This window comes from Sphingobacterium sp. LRF_L2, assembly GCF_965644235.1.
Lineage (GTDB): Bacteria > Bacteroidota > Bacteroidia > Sphingobacteriales > Sphingobacteriaceae > Sphingobacterium.
Genome location: NZ_CBFFRI010000007.1, coordinates 71,430 through 89,086, shown reverse-complemented (window position 1 = coordinate 89,086; position 17,657 = coordinate 71,430). Strand labels below are relative to the sequence as shown.

Here is a 17,657-nt window from a genome sequence, read left to right as displayed (position 1 = left end):
TTAGGTGGTTGTCCAAGCGAATAAAAGGTCTTAATTTGCTGAAAATTTAACAGAAAATAATATCTTTAGGGTTCACTTAAAACATGAAGATTATGGATCCAGGAATTAGTTTAGTTTTGATCATTGTAGGTGCCGTTGTAGCATTCTTTTTATTGTTGTATTTATTGCCTGTTAATTTGTGGTTCACAGCGCAACTTTCCAACGTAAAAATAAGCCTTTTAAACTTGGTGCTGATGCGTTTGCGTAAAGTTCCGCCTTCATTGGTTACCAATGCGATGATTACTTCTACTAAAGCAGGGTTGCGTATTACATCTAATGAGATAGAAACCCATTACCTTGCAGGTGGAAACGTGAATAAGGTGATCAAGGCTTTAATTTCGGCTGATAAGGCAAATATCCCGTTGGATTTTAAATTGGCAACAGCCATTGATTTAGCCGGGCGAGACGTTTTTGATGCGGTTCAACTTTCTGTAAACCCTCAGGTTATAAACACGCCTCCTGTAGCAGCAGTTGCCAAGGACGGTATTCAGCTTATTGCAAAAGCTAGAGTTACTGTACGAGCAAATATTAATCAGTTGGTAGGGGGCGCTGGAGAAGAGACTATTTTAGCTCGAGTTGGAGAAGGTATTGTAACGACTATTGGTTCTTCTACAAATCACAAAGAAGTATTGGAAAACCCAGATAGAATATCAAAAACCGTTTTATCTAAAGGTTTGGATTCGGGAACAGCTTTTGAAATTTTGTCGATTGATATTGCAGACATTGATATTGGAGAAAATGTCGGTGCTAAATTGCAAACCGATCAAGCAGAGGCAGATTTGAAAGTTGCAAATGCAAGGGCAGAAGAACGCCGTGCTATGGCTGTTGCTACTGAACAGGAAATGAAGGCGAAGGCACAGGAAGCAAAGGCAAAAGTGATAGAGGCGGAATCGCAGGTCCCTTTGGCTATGGCGGAAGCATTTCGAAATGGTAATCTGGGCATTATGGATTATTATAAGATGCAGAATATTCAAGCTGATACGGATATGCGAACTTCCATATCTAAACCAAATACAGGAGATAAAGGAAAACACTAGTTGTTGCCATTAAATAAAAAAAGTCGATAGGAGAATCCTATCGACTTTTTTTATTTAATGTATTTTAGGGAATTAAGTTGCTGCAAAAACAAAACCCTGACGATGGGCGTCAGGGTCTGCTACTAACCAATTATAAACCTAAATTATGAAAAGACAATTTAATAATGTAATCGTTGATTTTTCATTGATTACACTGCAAATGTACAGCTAAAAACATTATTTGTCAATGGTTTTGGTGCTGTTGATTGTTATTGCAACCAATTTCTGACATATTTTTGATTTTATGTCTCTTTGCAATAATAATATGTCTTTAACGGATTAGTGAGGTATTCGTTTTTTTTGAATTTATAGGTTTTTAAGTACTTTTGATCACTATGATTTTACAAGATTTTGCAAAAATAAAAGTGTTGTTTTTGGATGTTGACGGTGTACTGACAGATGGGACTGTTCTCGTTACAGAGAATGGAGAACAATTAAGGAAGTTTTCTATAAAAGATGGTTATGCAATTCAGTTTGCAATAAAAGCAGGGCTTAAGATCATCGTGATCACAGGAGGGAAATCTGAGGGGGTTTTGCATAGGCTGAAAGGATTGGGTGTTGAAGAGGTTTATATAGGTGTGTCGGATAAATTGACGCTCATGTTGGAGATCGTTCAACGTTTTCAGTTGGAGAAGAATGAAATTGCTTTTATGGGAGACGATATTCCTGATTTTGATTGTATGAATAATGTGGGGTTATCTTTGTGTCCGTATGATGCTGTAGATGATATAAAAAATATAGCTGGCTACGTCTCTCCAAAAAGAGGAGGGGAAGGATGTGTTCGGGATGTTATCGAGAAGATATTGCGTTTGACAGGACGTTGGTCGGTATTAACCGAAATAAGAAGTATATAATGATGTTAATAGATCGATTAAAGGATGTTCGGGTGGTATTAGGCTCACAATCACCACGACGAAAGGAATTGCTGGCTAAGCTTGAAATAGATTTTCAAGTTATTGTAAAAGAAACCGATGAACAATTTGATAAGCAATTAAGTCCTTCTGAAATCGTTAGGAGTATTGCCTTGAATAAGTTGTATGTTTTCGAGAAATCGGAATTTCAGGATGCTTTGGTGATTACAGCAGACACCGTCGTTGTTCATGAAGGACGTATTTTGGGTAAACCAAAGGATAGAAGTGAAGCTATTGAAACTTTGCGATCCTTACAGGGACAAGAACACTTGGTCTTAACAGCTGTTGCTATCTCTTACGAAGATTGTGTTTACGATTTTGTTGAGGAGACGATTGTGAAATTCTTTGAACTATCGGAGGAAGAGATTTGCCATTACGTAGACCAGTATATGCCTTTAGACAAAGCGGGATCTTATGGTATTCAAGAATGGATTGGATTAATGGGAATAAAAGCTATACATGGATCCTATGAGAATGTTGTTGGATTGCCTGTTGCAAGGCTGTACCAGAAACTTAAAGAGATTTTTTGATTGCGTGTTCTTGAATAAAAAGCCCCGTTCCTATCTGAGATAACGGGGCTTTTTAGTTATTTTATACCGTATCGTACACCGGTGTAAAATAGCCTTCCTGTTATTGGTCCCCATACAAGATTTGTATCAAAGTATTGTCCAAATGGATCATCAAATGCTAAGATGGGATTTTTTTGATAAAAATTGGTAAGGTTTTCGCCACCAATGTATATGGTGAAATTATTGTTTTTTCCAAAGCTTTTGCTAATCTGTGCATTCATTGTTGTGTAAGCTTGTGCATAGTTTCCTAGTTGGTAAGCTTCAGGATTTTCGGATGTAGAGGGTAAACGCTTTTTTCCGACAACATTAAGGGTGTAATCAAAGTTCCAGGTCTCTAGTAAATTATATGTCAGATTAATAAAGCCTCGATGTTTTGCTGTTAAGGGTTTTTGTAGTCGTCCCGATTTGTAATCTGTTTCAACATTCAAAAGACGATAGGCAATCTTTGATTCAAAATGTTCAAGAGGCATAAATCTAAATTCGGCTTGTAAACTGTTAGAAAAAGACTTTCCTTCCAGATTGTAGAAGGACACCTCGCGAGGGTTTTCCCAGTCGACCACCACTTGGTTCGTGAAGTTATTATGAAATACTTCTAGTGATACACCTGATGTTCTGCCAAACAATTGGAAGTCTTGATCTACAGTAACACCAGTATTCCATGAAACTTCAGGTTTTAAACCATATACCGTTCCATCGGAATGGGCGAGATTGGTGTAGGGAATCGAGCGACTTGAAGCGAATATTCCTAGATTTTCGGCAAAAATATTTGCTGTGCGCTGTCCTCGGCCCGAGCTAAGCCTAATCGTGGTAGTTTGGGTCGGAGCATATTTAACAGCTAGACGTGGTGTCGTGAACCATCCAAATATGTTATTGTAATCTTGACGTAAGCCTAATACAGCATCAAACTTCTCGTTGGGAGCGAAAGTGTATTCGAAAAATGCCCCGCTTACTGCTTCTGTTCGGTCAAATGTATTTGTTTTGACCGTTTCATAAAATTTGTCGTAGGAAAGAGAGAATCCTGCTCTGTATTTATGTTTTACACTACCGATAACATCTTGATAGAGTAAATTTGCATAACCACTGTTTTGTTCATTGTTATATGTCGTCAATCCAAAGTAGCTATCTTGGCGATAATGCGAGCCTGAGAGCTGCAATCCAATACTGCGTAGCTTATGATTTGGAAAAACATAGCCTATCTTTGCAAAACCTTCAATTCGATTAATATCAAATCCTAAGCCATATCGGTTAGTCGTTAACTTGTCGGAATATTTCTCGAAATCTATTTCTCCTCCGGTACGGTCATCGCTTAGATACTTAACTCCAAATTGTGCAATCAGTCCTTTGCCGTTCTCGTAATGCCAACGATTTATTCCTGAAAAAACATTACCGACAGGCATATCTCTATAACCATTATTACTGAAGTTCATACCTTTATTGTACATAAAGTTATCATGGAGTAATAACCCGACAGACCATTTATCATTTATTTTCTGGGCAAGGTTCAAGTTTACATCTGTTCTTCCCATATTGTTGGCGTAGGCATTAAAATACAGACGATCACTGTTATGAGGCTTCTTCAATTCTACATTGATTTGTCCCGACATGCTTTCAAATCCATTCGCTACAGAGCCCATACCTTTACTAATCTGTATTGATTCTATCCATGGGCCTGCCATACTGTTCAGTCCTAGGGGAGACGCAAATCCTCTCGGTCCAGGAAGATTCTCTACAGTCAACTGGGTGTAAACGCCACTTAAACCTAGTAATTGAATTTGTTTAGCACCAGTAACGGCGTCACTATTCACCACATCTACCGATGAATTGGTTACAAAGCTTTCACTTAGATCACAACAAGCTGCTTTAAATAGTTCCTTTGCTGTAATAACTTCTACACGGTTAGGACTTAAAGAGGATATATAGGTAGAACGTTGTTTCCGGGATACAACGACTTCGGCAAGTACATTATCTTTTGCATGGATAACGAGAACCTCATGCGGATTTTGTATGGTAATGGTGTCTGCTTTCATTCCTACGAAACTAACGACAAGATCGTTATACCCTTCCTCATGTTTAATATCAAAAACACCATTTTCATTGGTTTGTACCCCTTCTTTTCCTTTGTTTAGCCAAAATACGTTTACACCAGGTATAGGTGTCAATTCTCCTTTTCCAGTTTCTTGAACCACTACGCCGCGGACCTTGTGATCTTGGCTAGGTGTGTTAGATATAGTATCACCTTTATTTGTTAATCTTTCGTATAAACAGCATTCGTGAAGTTGTGCATAAATCTCATCTTTAGCGGCGATTTCATCGGTGTCGTGACCTACATCAGCAATGGCTTGCTTAATATCGGTTGATGAGGTTTTAGTCGGATTAAAAGTAACTGTTGCATTTCCGCTACTAGGATCCCAAGAAGCCTCTGAAACACCTTTTATTTTTGCAGCTTTCTCGATTCGCTGTTTACAAAGCCCACAATTTCCTCCAACTTCAAATGTGATGGTGTTGTTTGTTTGTCCGAAAGAAAATAAGCAAAATAGAATTAAAAATAGGGTCAATAAACCCGTGTAAATAGATTTCATTTTTTAGAATTTGATGACATGGAATTAAATTAAACAGTGCTAAGCTGTTGATAGATCCCTATCTAGCGCTTAGAAAATATTTAGTTAAAAGACCATTTTCAAATTCTTAGGTTACAATGTTTAAGGTAAGGTGGAGAATTCGTGGAAACTAATAACGTATTATTTCCAGAGTCGGGAGTATCCAGAGATTTTGTCTCTCTTTGGAAGCCAATAATCCAAAAAAGAGTAATGGTAGCAGGGGATAGTGAGAAGAAAGAATAGACCGTAGGTGCATTTTCATTATCCTGGTCTCCTTTTTTCAAATCTAATTTGATGTCATGACAACAATCGCTTTGCTCGGTAGTACAACAACTCTGCTCCTTCGTATCTTGTTTAGTTGTTTTTTCACTATTCTCTTTGCAAAATGGACAAGTTTGAGGAACTGTCTCATTATTGTCTTGTATAATTAGATTAGAGCTGCTCCGACAGAGATGCATATAAACTGTTGTTCCTGTACAGGTCAAACTGTAGAAAAACAACATCATATATGCCAATAGTGCTCTCATTCTCTACAAAGGTAATAAAAATTAAATGAGGTTCAATGCAAAGAGTCTGATGGGAATGTTTTTTATAAGAATAACAGGGGCTGTTAATTGAGCTACACAGCCCCCTGTTATTACTGTTTAATTTCCTTTATGAAGCTTTCTATCTTCCCTTCATAATTCTCTTCCGCTAACAGTTTAACGAAAGCACTTCCAATGATTGCACCTTTCGCGTGATCCGTTGCTTTCTCAAATGTTCTTGCGTCTGAAATACCAAATCCGACAACCAGTGGGTGTTCTAATTTCATGTTCGCTAAACGTTCAAAATATGCGGTTGTTTGATCCCCCACATTTAAGTTTTTTCCAGTTGTTGCATTGGATGACAACAGGTAGATAAAGCTTGTAGAAAGTTTGTCGATTTTACGTATACGCTGTTCGGAAGTTTGTGGTGTAACTAAGAAAACATTGCTGATATTATATTTTTTGAAAATGGCTTCATAGAGTTCTTCGTATTCATACATCGGGAGATCGGGGATAATCACACCATTTACACCGACCTCCTGACACGATTTGCAGAAATTCTCAACCCCATATTGTAATACCGGATTGCAGTATCCCATTAAAAATACTGGAATAGAAACATTTTTTCTTAATTCTTTCAGTTGTTCAAAAAGAAGATGGAGAGTCATGCCATTCTGTAAGGCGATTTCAGAGCTGCGTTGGATTACAGGTCCATCAGCGACGGGGTCTGAATACGGGAAGCCTATTTCTAGAAAATCGGCACCTGCCTTTTCCAGTTGTGTCGCGATAGAGATGGTGCTATCTAGCGAAGGGTAGCCTGCTGTGTAGTAGATGGATAATAATCTGTTTTTTTTAGCTGTAAATAATGTATTTGTTGTTTGCATCTCTTAAAATCCAAAATATTTCATATAGTTGTCTAGATCCTTGTCGCCTCTTCCTGAGAGACAGATGACTACATTCTCGTTTCTATTAAATTCCATTTTCTCCAGATATGCTAAAGCATGAGAGCTTTCTATAGCAGGGATGATACCTTCTAACTGCGTTAGCAGAAGGCCAGCTTTCATTGCTTCATCGTCTGTTATACTAACATATTGACCACGTCCACTTTTGTACAACCAAGCATGTTGAGGGCCTATGCCAGGATAGTCTAATCCTGCAGAAATAGAATAAGGTTCCACGACCTGTCCGTCTTCGGTTTGCATTAATATAGAGCGGCTACCATGTAATACGCCTTCTTTGCCCAAAGCTGTTGTTGCCGCAGATTCCCCACTGTTGACGCCGTGACCAGCGGCTTCGATGGCAATTAATTTTACACTATTGTCATCTAAGAAGTGATAAAACATTCCAGCGGCGTTGGATCCACCACCGACACAAGCTAATACATAATCGGGAAGACTACTTCCTGTTTTTTCTACCAACTGCTTCTTTGTTTCTTCAGATATGATCGATTGAAATTTTGCAACTAAATCAGGGTAGGGATGAGGACCCACAACAGATCCAATGATGTAATGGGTGTCGATAGGATTGTTAATCCAATCACGTAGTGCTTCATTCGTTGCATCTTTGAGTGTTTTACTACCAGACTGTGCAGCGATAACCGTAGCACCCATCATTTTCATGCGGGCTACATTTGGGGCTTGGCGTTGTATGTCAACTTCGCCCATATAGACGACACATTCTAGACCTTTCAATGCACAAACTGTTGCGGTGGCAACACCATGCTGGCCCGCACCCGTTTCTGCGATGATTCGTTTTTTTCCAAGACGCTCTGCTAGTAAGATTTGACCGATAGTATTGTTTATTTTATGGGCACCGGTATGATTGAGATCTTCGCGTTTCAGAAAAATATTGGCTCCGTATCTTTCCGAAAGTCTCTTTGCAAAATAAAGTGGAGAAGGACGACCAACATAATTTTTTAATAAATCATGAAATTCTTGCTGAAAACTTTCTTCATGCATTATTTCCAAATATTTCTGTTGAAGTTCTTCTACATTTGGGTAAAGCATTTCAGGGACATAAGCACCTCCAAAAGGGCCATAGTATCCTTTATCGTTAACTTGATATTTACTCATCTTTTATAATTTTCAAAGCTTTTTTTAATTTTTCGATGTCTTTATTGGCAGGTGACAGTTCAAATTTGGAATTTAAATCCAAACCTCTTAAACGAGTGTCGGAAATTGCTAATGCCTCTGTTATGTTTTCTAAGCCTAGTCCTCCACTTAAAAAGTATGGTGTGTCAAAAGGGTAAGATTTTAATACTGTCCAATCGAATGTTCTTCCTGTTCCTCCATGTTTTGGGCTTTTTGTGTCGAAAAGAAAATAATCCACATGTTTAATATAGGGTTCTAATTGTTGCCAATCAAAGTTTTCTTGTATACCAAAAGCTTTCAATACAAGTATGCCCTTATCCTTAAAATATTGGCAAATTGAAGGCGTTTCGCTACCGTGAAGTTGTATACCATCTAAGCCATCTTCTAACTTTTGAGTTATGAAATCGATAGGCGAGTTTACGAAAACTCCTATTTTTTTTATTTCGCTGCCGACACTGGAAAGTAGCGGAACTTTTTGGATATAACGCTCCGATCGCTCATAAAATATGAATCCCATGTAATCAATGTTTAACATGCGGAGATCCTCTATGTTCTTTTCATCGCGCATGCCGCAAACTTTTACTTGTAAAGTCATCTTATTTTTGAATAAGAGTTTTGAAACTACTGAAAGCCTTCTTTGTTAATAAAGATTCTTCGGCTTCGTAGAAACAATCTCCAAATGTTTTCTCTGGATGTATTGTTTTAATAGCAAATGCAGCATTGGTAAGAACTACGTTATTTTGTATATCACTTCCACTGCCTTGTATAATGTTTAAGAATATTTTAGATGCTTCTTCTACCGAGCTGCCTCCTGCCAGATCAATGGCTGATATTTTCTTAAATCCAAGGCCCTCGGTTGTGTAATATTGTTCTCCATCGTTGTCAATGATCTTAAAATCTCCTGTTAGTGATATTTCGTCATAACCATCTAGGGCATGCACGATGCTATATTGTTTTGTCGTGCTTTGATACAGGTAGTTATACAATCGCGCCAACTCAAGGCTGAATACACCAACAGCTTGGTATTTTGGATTTGCAGGATTTGTAAGGGGGCCAAGCATATTGAAGAAGGTTTTTACGCCTAGTGCTCGGCGAATTGGAGCTACGGTCTTCATCGCGGGGTGGAAAAGAGGGGCGTGCAAGAAACAAATATTTGCTTCATCCAATTGTTTTTGCAACGATTCTTTATTATTTGTGAAGGTATAGCCAAGATATTCCATAACATTTGATGAACCACAGCTGGAAGAAACACCTACATTTCCATGTTTTGCAACATGATATCCCGCTCCAGCGACAACAAATGAAGCTAAAGTAGAGATGTTAAAGGTATTTTTTCCATCGCCTCCTGTACCACATAAATCTATTAAATCATATTCGGGGAAATCAAGTTTAATACAAAGGTCGTACATCGCATTTCTAAAGCCGCTTAACTCGTCTACGCGAATACTCCGCATACCGTACGTCGTCATAAACGCAGCGATTTGATGTGTGTCATACTTTCCTGTAGCTATATTTGTAAGGATATCGTATGCTTCTTGTTTGGTAAAGGTTTTGTACTCAAATAAATGAGCTAATATTTCTTTCATTGTTGTCGGATAATAAAATAAAAAAGGCTCGCCATTTAGGCAAGCCACTATTCTTTTGATGTAAAAATTCAAGCGATAGGTTTTTGCCACAACATTATTTGTTGTGCCACCACCATGCTTTATTTACATTCGTTGATATCATTATAAATCGTTATAAACAAATATCAAATAATTATTATGTAGTTGCAAATTTTTTTGCTTAAAAAATTAATAGGTAACAAAGTGCGCCATTTGATTCCCTTTCGCGACGAGAGTAAAAGATGCGATTTTATGCATAGCAATATAGACGGCGAATATTTGTCTTTTTTTATAATATAAAAAGTACATTTTTGATGTGGGCTTACCTTCAGGATCTATATCTCGCGTTAAATTTCTGGAAAGGCTTGAGAAAGGTATGCATTCAATATCCGTTAATTTTTTGCTTTGTAGATTCAGCCTGATTTCGTCTATACTTGCTTCTAGATAATCGTATGCCTCATCTGTATTTGTATTTTCAATCAAGACATGTTGACTAAGAATGACATCGGGACGTGTTGAAGTGTTTGCGATATCCTTCAGAAAGGACTGTATTACTGCAATATCTTTATCTTGATCTGTTTCGAAGGAGGACTGTGCGTGACCTATCGAGCAAAAAAAATACAGTATAATAGATAAGGAAATTATTCTCATGAGTATGTAGTCATTTTAATTAAGAGACTATATAAGAATAATAGAGGTTTAATTTAATATATAAAAATAAAAAACGCCCATGGTAGGCGTTTTTTATTTTGTCTTAATACTCATCTTCATTAAAAAAGAAATCATCCTTAGTCGGATAATCTGGCCAAATTTCTTCGATGTTTTCATAAGGCTCTCCATCATCCTCTAGGGCTTGTAAATTTTCAATTACCTCAACTGGAGCCCCTGAACGAATAGCGTAATCTATTAACTCATCTTTAGTTGCTGGCCATGGCGCATCTTCCAAATGTGATGCAAGTTCTAGTGTCCAATACATATCTAATAATTTAAGTTGCCATTTTGGGCAAAAATAACATTATTATTCACTAAATCAAGTCAAAAGAATGTTATCAAATTTTTTTGTATATAATTATTTGTATATCAGTTATTTAAAATTAACTGGGTGATTTGTTTTATTTCTATGCTCTATAAGCAGATAAAAGTAGATCAGTTTTCTGAAGGAAAGGATATAGGTTATTTTAATCTATTTTTTCGAAATCGGAACCTTTTTCATTTAATGCATCAAGTCTTGGATACACGGATTTAATGCTAGGATTTTTGTAGTCATCCTCTATAAGTCCATCACGCATGCGAACAATACGATGGGCATGTTGAGCAATATCTTCTTCGTGTGTGACCAGTATTATCGTATTTCCTTTGCGGTGTATTTCTTCCATTAACCCCATAATTTCGATGGATGTTTTCGTATCTAGATTACCTGTTGGTTCATCAGCTAGAATAATAGAAGGATCGTTGATCAATGCTCTAGCAACGGCAACACGTTGACGCTGTCCTCCGGATAGCTCATTCGGCTTGTGGTCTACACGGTTTCCTAAGCCAACATTTTCTAACGCAGTTAAAGCTTTTTCTTGTCGAGTTTTTTTTTGTATACCGGCATAAATCAAAGGAAGAGCTACATTTTCAAGTGCTGTGCTTTTAGGAAGAAGATTAAAAGTCTGAAAGACGAATCCAATCTCTTTATTTCGAACTTCCGCAAGTTCATTTTCACTCATATCTGACACATTGATGCCATTTAGTATATATTGACCTTTGCTTGGTGTATCTAAGCAGCCGAGGATATTCATAAGTGTAGATTTTCCTGATCCAGAAGGCCCCATGAGTGCTACAAATTCACCTTTATGAATGTTTAGTGTTACAGATTTTAGTGCGTAGATTTTTTCACTTCCTATTATGTATTCACGGCCAATATCTTCAATTTGAATTAAAAAATTTTCCTCCATGCCTTTCTGGTTAGAACAGTTTTAAGTTACGATTTATTCTGGATATCCCAAATAGCCTTCATCTTGCTGTACACCTCGACTCCGAGTTGATCCAGGTTTTCTTTATCGTAGGAATCGGTGTAGATAGGTGATAATATTTTTACATGGATTGTTCCTGGACGAGAACCATACTTCTTTCCATCGTCCCATAATATTCTCCATGCGTCTTGTATAACCACCGGTAGTATGGGGATGTTATTTTCTACCGCCATCTTGAAAGCACCGGATTTGAAAGAATGCAAGATAGGAGGATAAGAGTCGTCAATTTTTCCTTCTGGAAATATAACCAATGATTTGCCGTCATTCAAGATACCTATCGCTTTTTTATAGGCCTTGAACGAAGATATTTTACTATCTCTTTTTACAGGGATATCAATCGTTTTAAAAAAAATTCGGGTGACTGGATTATTGAGTAATTCTATTTTACCCATAAAGGAAAAGGGAGATCGACAAAGGTAGGTCAGAACCGTGATGTCCAAGAAAGAGGTATGATTCGGACAGATGACATAGTTCTTTGACCAGTCTATATCAGATTCTGTATCGACTTCAACCTTCATACCTAGTGTATACATGCCCGCTAAACTAATCCAACGCCGTATTGTTACTATTTTATTGTATTGCTTTTCGTAATCTTTGGCCAGAAAATATAGGAAAGGATAAGCTAAAGAAAAGAAAAAGAGAATAGCAACAAAGTAAGTATATAGATGGATTTTTCTCAATAATTTAAGCATATCCAAACATAGGTAAAATTGGTTTTAAATCCAATATACAGGAGATTTCTCCTGCGTTTGTTTCTGTTCGATCTTCGATCGCTGAATGCCATAAAAAGATGTTCCTCGATGAATATTTTCGAGGAACATCCTTTCTTTTTTTATTTACTTAACTCTGCATAATATTTGAAAAAAGAGGGGATAGTTTCTATTCCTTTTAGATAGTTTTCTATGCCATATTTTTCATTTGGGGAATGTAAATTATCACTATCTAGTCCGAAACCTAATAAAACAGTCTTTACGCCCAATTCTTTTTCAAATAGCGCTACGATAGGGATGGATCCGCCGCCCCGAGTTGGAATAGGTTTTTTATCGAAGGCCTCTTCTAAAGCTTTTTCCGCAGCTTTGTAAGCGACGCTATCTGTAGGGGTGACAACTGGTTCACCTCCGTGATGTGGTCTTACTTCTACTTTGACGAATTTTGGCGCTATTTTTTCAAAATGATCTTTAAAAAGTTGTGTTATACGTTGTGAGTTTTGGTTGGGAACCAATCGCATGGATATTTTAGCGAAAGCTTTAGATGGGAGTACCGTTTTTGCTCCTTCTCCGATATAGCCTCCCCATATACCATTGACCTCCAACGTTGGTCTAATTCCGGTGCGCTCTATCGTTGAATAACCTTTTTCTCCCCATATTTCATCTACACCTAAATCATGCTTATATTCTTCTACATCAAAAGGAGCTTTATTCAACTCTTCACGCTCTTCTGCGGTAAGTTCAACAACATCGTCGTAGAAACCTGGTATTGCAATATGATTATTTTCATCATGTAGGGATGCGATTAGTTTTGATAGGACCGTGGCAGGGTTAGCAACTGCTCCGCCGTATACGCCAGAGTGAAGATCCCTATTTGGCCCAGTCACTTCAACCTCAACATAAGATAAACCTCTTAAGCCAGTTTCCAGTGAAGGCTGTTCCATACTGATCATCGAAGTGTCTGAAATGACAATAACATCATTTTGTAAACGCTCCTTATTATCTTTTACAAAGGTGCCCAAGTTGGCTGAACCAACTTCTTCTTCGCCTTCAATCATAAATTTGATGTTACATGCCAATGCATTGTTTTGCATCATGCATTCGAAAGCTTTGACATGCATGTAAAATTGACCTTTGTCATCTGCTGCGCCGCGCGCGTAGATTTTTCCATCTCGTACTGTTGGCTCGAATGGTGGCGTGTGCCAAAGTTCTAATGGATCTGCTGGTTGAACATCGTAGTGACCATACACTAATACTGTGGGAAGTGAAGCGTCAACTATTTTTTCACCATATACAATCGGATTTCCAGCCGTTTGGCAAATTTCTACTTGATCGGCTCCTGCTTCTTTAAGTTTTTCGGCGACGAATTCCGCAGTTTTTACGACGTCTTCTTTGTATTTAGGATCCGCACTAATAGACGGAAAACGTAATAAAGCGAATAATTCTTCTAAAAATCTCTCCTGATTGGATTGAACATATTCTTTTATCGTTTGCATAGCTTAATGTTTTTGCAAAGCTACCAATTATAATTTTATTCCTTAACCACAATGGTGTGTCAAGAGGTGTGGATGCCGGACTTGTTAAAAAAATGTTAATAATTTCAATTGGTTTTGAAAAGATGTGTCATTATGATAGTTTCGTAGTATAACTAAATTATTAACGGATTTATATTATGAAACTGCCGTTCCTCCTATTTCTCTCCATGTTGCTGAGTACGTATGTGTATAGTCAAAAAGCTGTTACAGGTATCGTAGTGGACGAAAGTGATGGTGTTACTAAGCTGGTGAATGCGACTGTGATGTTGCTGCAAGCTAAAGATTCTGTATTGGTGGCACATACCCGAGCGGATCAAGATGGGAAGTTTTCGCTGCGTAAACCCGATAGTTCGGCTTACCTCTTGATCGTTACTTATCCCAAATTTGGGGATTACTTTAAAGAAATAAATAGTGAAGATGATATTTCATTGGGACAAATAGGATTAAATAGCGTGAGTCTCTTGATTGAAGAAGTGATGGTTACGGGGAAAATTCCTATTGTCATTAAAGGCGATACCACCGAATACGACGCTTCTAGCTTTGCCGTGGAAAAAAATGCCAAAGTAGAAGATTTGCTCAAGGCATTGCCTGGTATTTCGGTGGATGCAGATGGTAAAATAACCGCGCAGGGTAAAACGGTGGAAAAGGTATTGGTAGATGGGGAAGAGTTTTTTGGCAATGACCCAACGCTCGTCACGCGGAATGTGCGCTCGGATATGGTGGATAAGGTGCAATTGTATGAAAAGAAATCGGAAGAGGCAGAGCGCACGGGGGTGGATGATGGACAACGTTTACAAACGATTAATCTGAAATTGAAAGAAGATGCTAAAAAGGGGCTGTTTGGCAAAGTGGAAGCTGGGGGAGGCGCAGATCAAAATAACGGCTATTATACAGGGACAATGGCTCTGAACAAATTCAACGGTACGCAAAAGATTGGGTTATTTGGCTTAACCTCTAATGATGGTACGATATCGTTAAATTGGGAAGATCAGGATAAGTTTGGCTTTTCAAGTTTTAGCACCGAGGTGTCGGATGATGGATCGGTTTCGTTTTCCTGGACGGGTGATAATATGGATTATTGGAATGGGAGAGGACTTCCGAGGGCATTGAGTACAGGGGTTTCTTTTGCTGATGCTTGGAAAGAAGGCAAGCACAAGCTTAACACCAGTTACAAATTTGGTATCGTGGAAAACAATGAGGTCAGTTCACGTATTTCACAGGAGAATTTAGTTGATGCGGTACAAAATTCGAATGAAAGCGATTTGAATACTACACGAAATCAAAAGCACAGGTTTAATGCACGGTATGATTTAAAAGTAGACTCCTTGACGACCCTAACCATGAGTATAGGTGCCGCCAAGGGAAATTCGGAGGTAAGCAAATCGCATACGGCGATTACTATGGATGGAGATAATGAACGTATTAATGATAATACATCTTTACAAGAGAGCGTGTCGGCAACACAATCGCTGGATTACAGTACTTACTTAACTAGAAAATTAAAGAAAGAAGGGCGATCGTTGTCTTTGCGGATCAACGGAAGTTACAATGAATCTGACGGAGATGGTTTCTTAAAATCGGAAGCTAATTTCTTTATACTGGATAGTGTTTCTGTCATCGATCAACGTAAGGAAATGCGATCGAGCAGCAATAATTTTAGATCGACATTGGCGTATACAGAGCCGATAACGAAGCGCATAAATGCGAGTTTGCAGTATGAATTTATCCGAGGAGTGTCAACGTCTATCAATAACTCGTTTGACTTCTCCAATACGGAAAATGCTTATACGCTGTTGGATGAAGAATTTAGTAACCATTTTAATTTTAATACCACGCGAAATGCAGCTAATCTAGCCTTTAGTTACCGATCTGATATCATTGAAGCCAACTTGACGAATAATGTGCGTAACGATCAAATGTATCAGATTAACAACTACGAGGGCATGGATCTAGAAAGGAGCTTTTTAACCTATAACCCGAGTTTGCAGTTCCGCTACAAGATAACGAAAGCGAAAAGTGTAAGCTTCCGTTTTTCGAGAAACAATAATTTGCCTTCGCTAACGCAGATACAACCTTTGCGCCAAAATACGGACCAGCTGAACATTGTGGTTGGAAATGAAAACCTACGTCCGTCGCAGAGCAACAGCTATAATCTGCGCTATAATACGTATAATATGTTGAAAGATTCGTACGGTTATCTGTCGTTAAATTGGTCGCAACGATTTAACAACATCCAACAGAATATTCAGATAGATAACGGTCGACGTACACTTTCTTATGCAAATTTGGACCAAGTGGCCAACACGCTTAGTTTATGGAGCAGCTTTTCACGCAGTGTCGTGAAAAAGTCTAAAATTAATGGTTCACTATCTTTTGATGGTACTTATAATAATTACTTCAATTACATTAATGGGGCCTTGAGCGAAAACGATAACTACGATTTCTCAGTATCATTAGGTTTTAATAAAAGGACGAAGAAGGGTTTTGATTTTAATGTGGAGTTGGCTCCAGGTTATAACTCCTTACGCAATTCACTACAGCCCAACTTGAATAGCAACGGATTTGTATTTAATAACTTTACCGAGCTATCTTATTATATGCCACTAAAATTAAAGCTATATACCACAATGAATTATACCTATCAAGCACCAACGGAAATTTTTGATGAAAAAATTGAACGTCTGTTGGTACGACCGGGACTGAGCAAAAAGTTTCTGAAAGATGAGTCACTCCTGATAGACTTCTTTATTAATGACATTTTAAACCAAAATATAGGCTTTAGCAGACAGCAATATGCTAGTACACTGGTTCAAGATACGTATAACACGATATCTCGCTATTTTATGCTTAAAGTTAGCTGGGATTTCACATCGATGAAAGGAGGACAATAAGGATGAAAAAGCAAACATGGATTATCGTATTGCTAACACTTGTAACGAAGGTGTTGGTTGCGCAATATGCGCATTTTCCTACTGGAGGAGTGATCCACTTTGAAAAGACGGTGCACGTCAAGAATTTTATGAAGCGGCAGATGGCACTCGCCAAGAATGATAATTTTGATCGGAGCTACGTGGAGCAATTAATGAGCAAAGCGCCAAATACCTATGTGTTTAAAAGTACACTATCTTTTCAGGGAGATGAATCTCGCGCTGAACCAGTCAAAGAAGAATTGACGAATATGATGCGTAATCTAATATGGTATGGGTTTGATTATTCCACGACATATTACAAGCATCTAAAAAATAATAGCTTTAAATCCTTGTTGGAATATGGCGGCTCGAATATTTTAACGCAAGACTCCTTGCTGGACATTAAATGGAAGATCACAAATGAGTATCGCGATATTGCGGGATATTCCTGTCGTCGTGCCAATGGCATTTTACTGGATTCGATTTTTGTTGTTGCCTTTTATACAGACGAGATTCCGTTGTCGTCTGGCCCTGCGGTTTTTCATGGGCTTCCTGGCATGATATTAGGTGCAGCCGTTCCAGAGCAACATTACAGCATATACGCTACAAAAGTGGAACTGTATCAACCTGTGATTACTGCCGAACTTGGGAAAAAGCGTGATAAGCCGATGTCTCGAATGGAACTGTATAATTTTATGCGGGATAGGATGGGTATAGGTGACTGGAGCACTGAGGAAGAATTTAACTTTTTGATGATTAATCTGCTATTATAACAGCACATCAGTTCTGTATAAATAAAAAATGGTCACTTGATTACAGTGACCATTTTTTATTTGACAAGAAAAAAAAATTATTTCTCTTCGTTTTTCTTAGATGTTACTTCGTTACGAATTTCTTGTGCTAAAGTTTTGATTTCTTGCAAACCTTTACGTACACGAGTACCAGCTGCTGAGTTTCCGTTGTTGAAGAACTTATCTGCATCAGCTTCGATAGATGCTACTAAGCTTTTTAATTTGTTGTAATTTTCCATTTTTAATTATATAATTTTAGTTTCTATTAATTCCTGTTCTAAGATATC

At 37.9% G+C, this 17,657-nt stretch carries 17 protein-coding genes; 5 read left to right on the top strand and 12 right to left on the bottom strand.

All coding sequences use genetic code 11. The annotated features are described in order from the left end of the window. The first annotated feature begins 92 nt into the window (after positions 1–92). The 3 genes from floA to ACSZOX_RS15060 all read left to right on the top strand — a co-directional run bounded on the left by floA (position 93) and on the right by ACSZOX_RS15060 (position 2,556). Positions 93–1,076, top strand: a complete 984-nt coding sequence (gene floA / locus ACSZOX_RS15070; protein WP_437920889.1) for a flotillin-like protein FloA — start codon at positions 93–95, stop codon at positions 1,074–1,076. A 374-nt stretch (positions 1,077–1,450) separates the two neighbouring features. Further along, entirely contained in the window at positions 1,451–1,969 is a 519-nt protein-coding gene (locus ACSZOX_RS15065) for a KdsC family phosphatase (RefSeq protein ID WP_437920888.1), read from the top strand. Next, a complete protein-coding gene (locus tag ACSZOX_RS15060) occupies positions 1,969–2,556 on the top strand; it encodes a Maf family nucleotide pyrophosphatase (RefSeq protein WP_437920887.1) in 588 nt (195 codons plus the stop codon). Before ACSZOX_RS15065 ends, ACSZOX_RS15060 begins: the two co-directional genes overlap by 1 nt. A 56-nt stretch (positions 2,557–2,612) precedes the next feature. Here ACSZOX_RS15060 and ACSZOX_RS15055 read toward each other — a convergent pair whose 3' ends face one another. The 11 genes from ACSZOX_RS15055 to ACSZOX_RS15005 form a co-directional block, all read right to left on the bottom strand. Further along, a complete protein-coding gene (locus tag ACSZOX_RS15055; RefSeq protein WP_437920886.1) occupies positions 2,613–5,174 on the bottom strand; it encodes a TonB-dependent receptor domain-containing protein in 2,562 nt (853 codons plus the stop codon). A 98-nt stretch (positions 5,175–5,272) separates the two neighbouring features. Next, positions 5,273–5,719 (bottom strand): hypothetical protein, encoded by a 447-nt coding sequence (locus tag ACSZOX_RS15050; RefSeq protein ID WP_437920885.1) that lies wholly within the window; start codon positions 5,717–5,719, stop codon positions 5,273–5,275. Between the two features lie 110 nt (positions 5,720–5,829). Next, positions 5,830–6,600: a tryptophan synthase subunit alpha gene (gene trpA, locus ACSZOX_RS15045; protein WP_437920884.1), complete on the bottom strand. Its 771-nt coding sequence runs from the start codon at positions 6,598–6,600 to the stop codon at positions 5,830–5,832. Positions 6,601–6,603: 3 nt separating this feature from the next. Next, positions 6,604–7,788: a tryptophan synthase subunit beta gene (trpB, locus tag ACSZOX_RS15040; protein ID WP_437920883.1), complete on the bottom strand. Its 1,185-nt coding sequence runs from the start codon at positions 7,786–7,788 to the stop codon at positions 6,604–6,606. Beyond that, a complete protein-coding gene (locus ACSZOX_RS15035; protein WP_437920882.1) occupies positions 7,781–8,401 on the bottom strand; it encodes a phosphoribosylanthranilate isomerase in 621 nt (206 codons plus the stop codon). The genes trpB and ACSZOX_RS15035 overlap by 8 nt, the downstream gene beginning before the upstream one ends. A gap of 1 nt (position 8,402) precedes the next feature. Next, positions 8,403–9,392, bottom strand: a complete 990-nt coding sequence (gene trpD / locus ACSZOX_RS15030) for an anthranilate phosphoribosyltransferase (protein ID WP_437920881.1) — start codon at positions 9,390–9,392, stop codon at positions 8,403–8,405. Between the two features lie 207 nt (positions 9,393–9,599). After that, entirely contained in the window at positions 9,600–10,061 is a 462-nt protein-coding gene (locus ACSZOX_RS15025; RefSeq protein ID WP_437920880.1) for a hypothetical protein, read from the bottom strand. Positions 10,062–10,164: 103 nt separating this feature from the next. Continuing rightward, positions 10,165–10,386 (bottom strand): DUF2795 domain-containing protein, encoded by a 222-nt coding sequence (locus tag ACSZOX_RS15020; RefSeq protein ID WP_002996718.1) that lies wholly within the window; start codon positions 10,384–10,386, stop codon positions 10,165–10,167. Between the two features lie 202 nt (positions 10,387–10,588). After that, positions 10,589–11,350, bottom strand: coding sequence for an ABC transporter ATP-binding protein (locus ACSZOX_RS15015; RefSeq protein ID WP_437920879.1), 762 nt, complete (start codon positions 11,348–11,350; stop codon positions 10,589–10,591). Between the two features lie 26 nt (positions 11,351–11,376). Continuing rightward, the gene (locus tag ACSZOX_RS15010) at positions 11,377–12,120 is read right to left on the bottom strand and encodes a lysophospholipid acyltransferase family protein (RefSeq protein WP_437920878.1); all 744 of its coding nucleotides are present in this window, start codon (positions 12,118–12,120) and stop codon (positions 11,377–11,379) included. A gap of 140 nt (positions 12,121–12,260) precedes the next feature. Then, the gene (locus ACSZOX_RS15005; RefSeq protein WP_437920877.1) at positions 12,261–13,631 is read right to left on the bottom strand and encodes a dipeptidase; all 1,371 of its coding nucleotides are present in this window, start codon (positions 13,629–13,631) and stop codon (positions 12,261–12,263) included. Between the two features lie 176 nt (positions 13,632–13,807). Here ACSZOX_RS15005 and ACSZOX_RS15000 point away from each other — a divergent pair, with 176 nt between their 5' ends. After that, on the top strand, positions 13,808–16,561 hold the full coding sequence (locus tag ACSZOX_RS15000; RefSeq protein WP_437920876.1) for an outer membrane beta-barrel protein: 2,754 nt from the start codon (positions 13,808–13,810) through the stop codon (positions 16,559–16,561). A 2-nt stretch (positions 16,562–16,563) separates the two neighbouring features. Next, complete coding sequence (locus ACSZOX_RS14995; protein WP_437920875.1) at positions 16,564–17,352, top strand: GLPGLI family protein; 789 nt, start codon at positions 16,564–16,566, stop codon at positions 17,350–17,352. 77 nt (positions 17,353–17,429) lie between these two features. Here the strand turns inward: ACSZOX_RS14995 and ACSZOX_RS14990 are convergent, their stop codons facing one another. Continuing rightward, complete coding sequence (locus tag ACSZOX_RS14990; protein ID WP_437920874.1) at positions 17,430–17,609, bottom strand: histone H1; 180 nt, start codon at positions 17,607–17,609, stop codon at positions 17,430–17,432. Positions 17,610–17,657: the final 48 nt, after the last annotated feature.

What these genes read in the sequence shown, in the direction of transcription:
- floA (WP_437920889.1), top strand. Translation starts at nt 93, where the DNA reads ATGGATCCAGGAATTAGTTTAGTTTTGATCATTGTAGGTGCCGTTGTA.
- ACSZOX_RS15065 (WP_437920888.1), top strand. Translation starts at nt 1,451, where the DNA reads ATGATTTTACAAGATTTTGCAAAAATAAAAGTGTTGTTTTTGGATGTT.
- ACSZOX_RS15060 (WP_437920887.1), top strand. Translation starts at nt 1,969, where the DNA reads ATGATGTTAATAGATCGATTAAAGGATGTTCGGGTGGTATTAGGCTCA.
- ACSZOX_RS15055 (WP_437920886.1), bottom strand. Translation starts at nt 5,174, where the DNA reads ATGAAATCTATTTACACGGGTTTATTGACCCTATTTTTAATTCTATTT.
- ACSZOX_RS15050 (WP_437920885.1), bottom strand. Translation starts at nt 5,719, where the DNA reads ATGAGAGCACTATTGGCATATATGATGTTGTTTTTCTACAGTTTGACC.
- trpA (WP_437920884.1), bottom strand. Translation starts at nt 6,600, where the DNA reads ATGCAAACAACAAATACATTATTTACAGCTAAAAAAAACAGATTATTA.
- trpB (WP_437920883.1), bottom strand. Translation starts at nt 7,788, where the DNA reads ATGAGTAAATATCAAGTTAACGATAAAGGATACTATGGCCCTTTTGGA.
- ACSZOX_RS15035 (WP_437920882.1), bottom strand. Translation starts at nt 8,401, where the DNA reads ATGACTTTACAAGTAAAAGTTTGCGGCATGCGCGATGAAAAGAACATA.
- trpD (WP_437920881.1), bottom strand. Translation starts at nt 9,392, where the DNA reads ATGAAAGAAATATTAGCTCATTTATTTGAGTACAAAACCTTTACCAAA.
- ACSZOX_RS15025 (WP_437920880.1), bottom strand. Translation starts at nt 10,061, where the DNA reads ATGAGAATAATTTCCTTATCTATTATACTGTATTTTTTTTGCTCGATA.
- ACSZOX_RS15020 (WP_002996718.1), bottom strand. Translation starts at nt 10,386, where the DNA reads ATGTATTGGACACTAGAACTTGCATCACATTTGGAAGATGCGCCATGG.
- ACSZOX_RS15015 (WP_437920879.1), bottom strand. Translation starts at nt 11,350, where the DNA reads ATGGAGGAAAATTTTTTAATTCAAATTGAAGATATTGGCCGTGAATAC.
- ACSZOX_RS15010 (WP_437920878.1), bottom strand. Translation starts at nt 12,120, where the DNA reads ATGCTTAAATTATTGAGAAAAATCCATCTATATACTTACTTTGTTGCT.
- ACSZOX_RS15005 (WP_437920877.1), bottom strand. Translation starts at nt 13,631, where the DNA reads ATGCAAACGATAAAAGAATATGTTCAATCCAATCAGGAGAGATTTTTA.
- ACSZOX_RS15000 (WP_437920876.1), top strand. Translation starts at nt 13,808, where the DNA reads ATGAAACTGCCGTTCCTCCTATTTCTCTCCATGTTGCTGAGTACGTAT.
- ACSZOX_RS14995 (WP_437920875.1), top strand. Translation starts at nt 16,564, where the DNA reads ATGAAAAAGCAAACATGGATTATCGTATTGCTAACACTTGTAACGAAG.
- ACSZOX_RS14990 (WP_437920874.1), bottom strand. Translation starts at nt 17,609, where the DNA reads ATGGAAAATTACAACAAATTAAAAAGCTTAGTAGCATCTATCGAAGCT.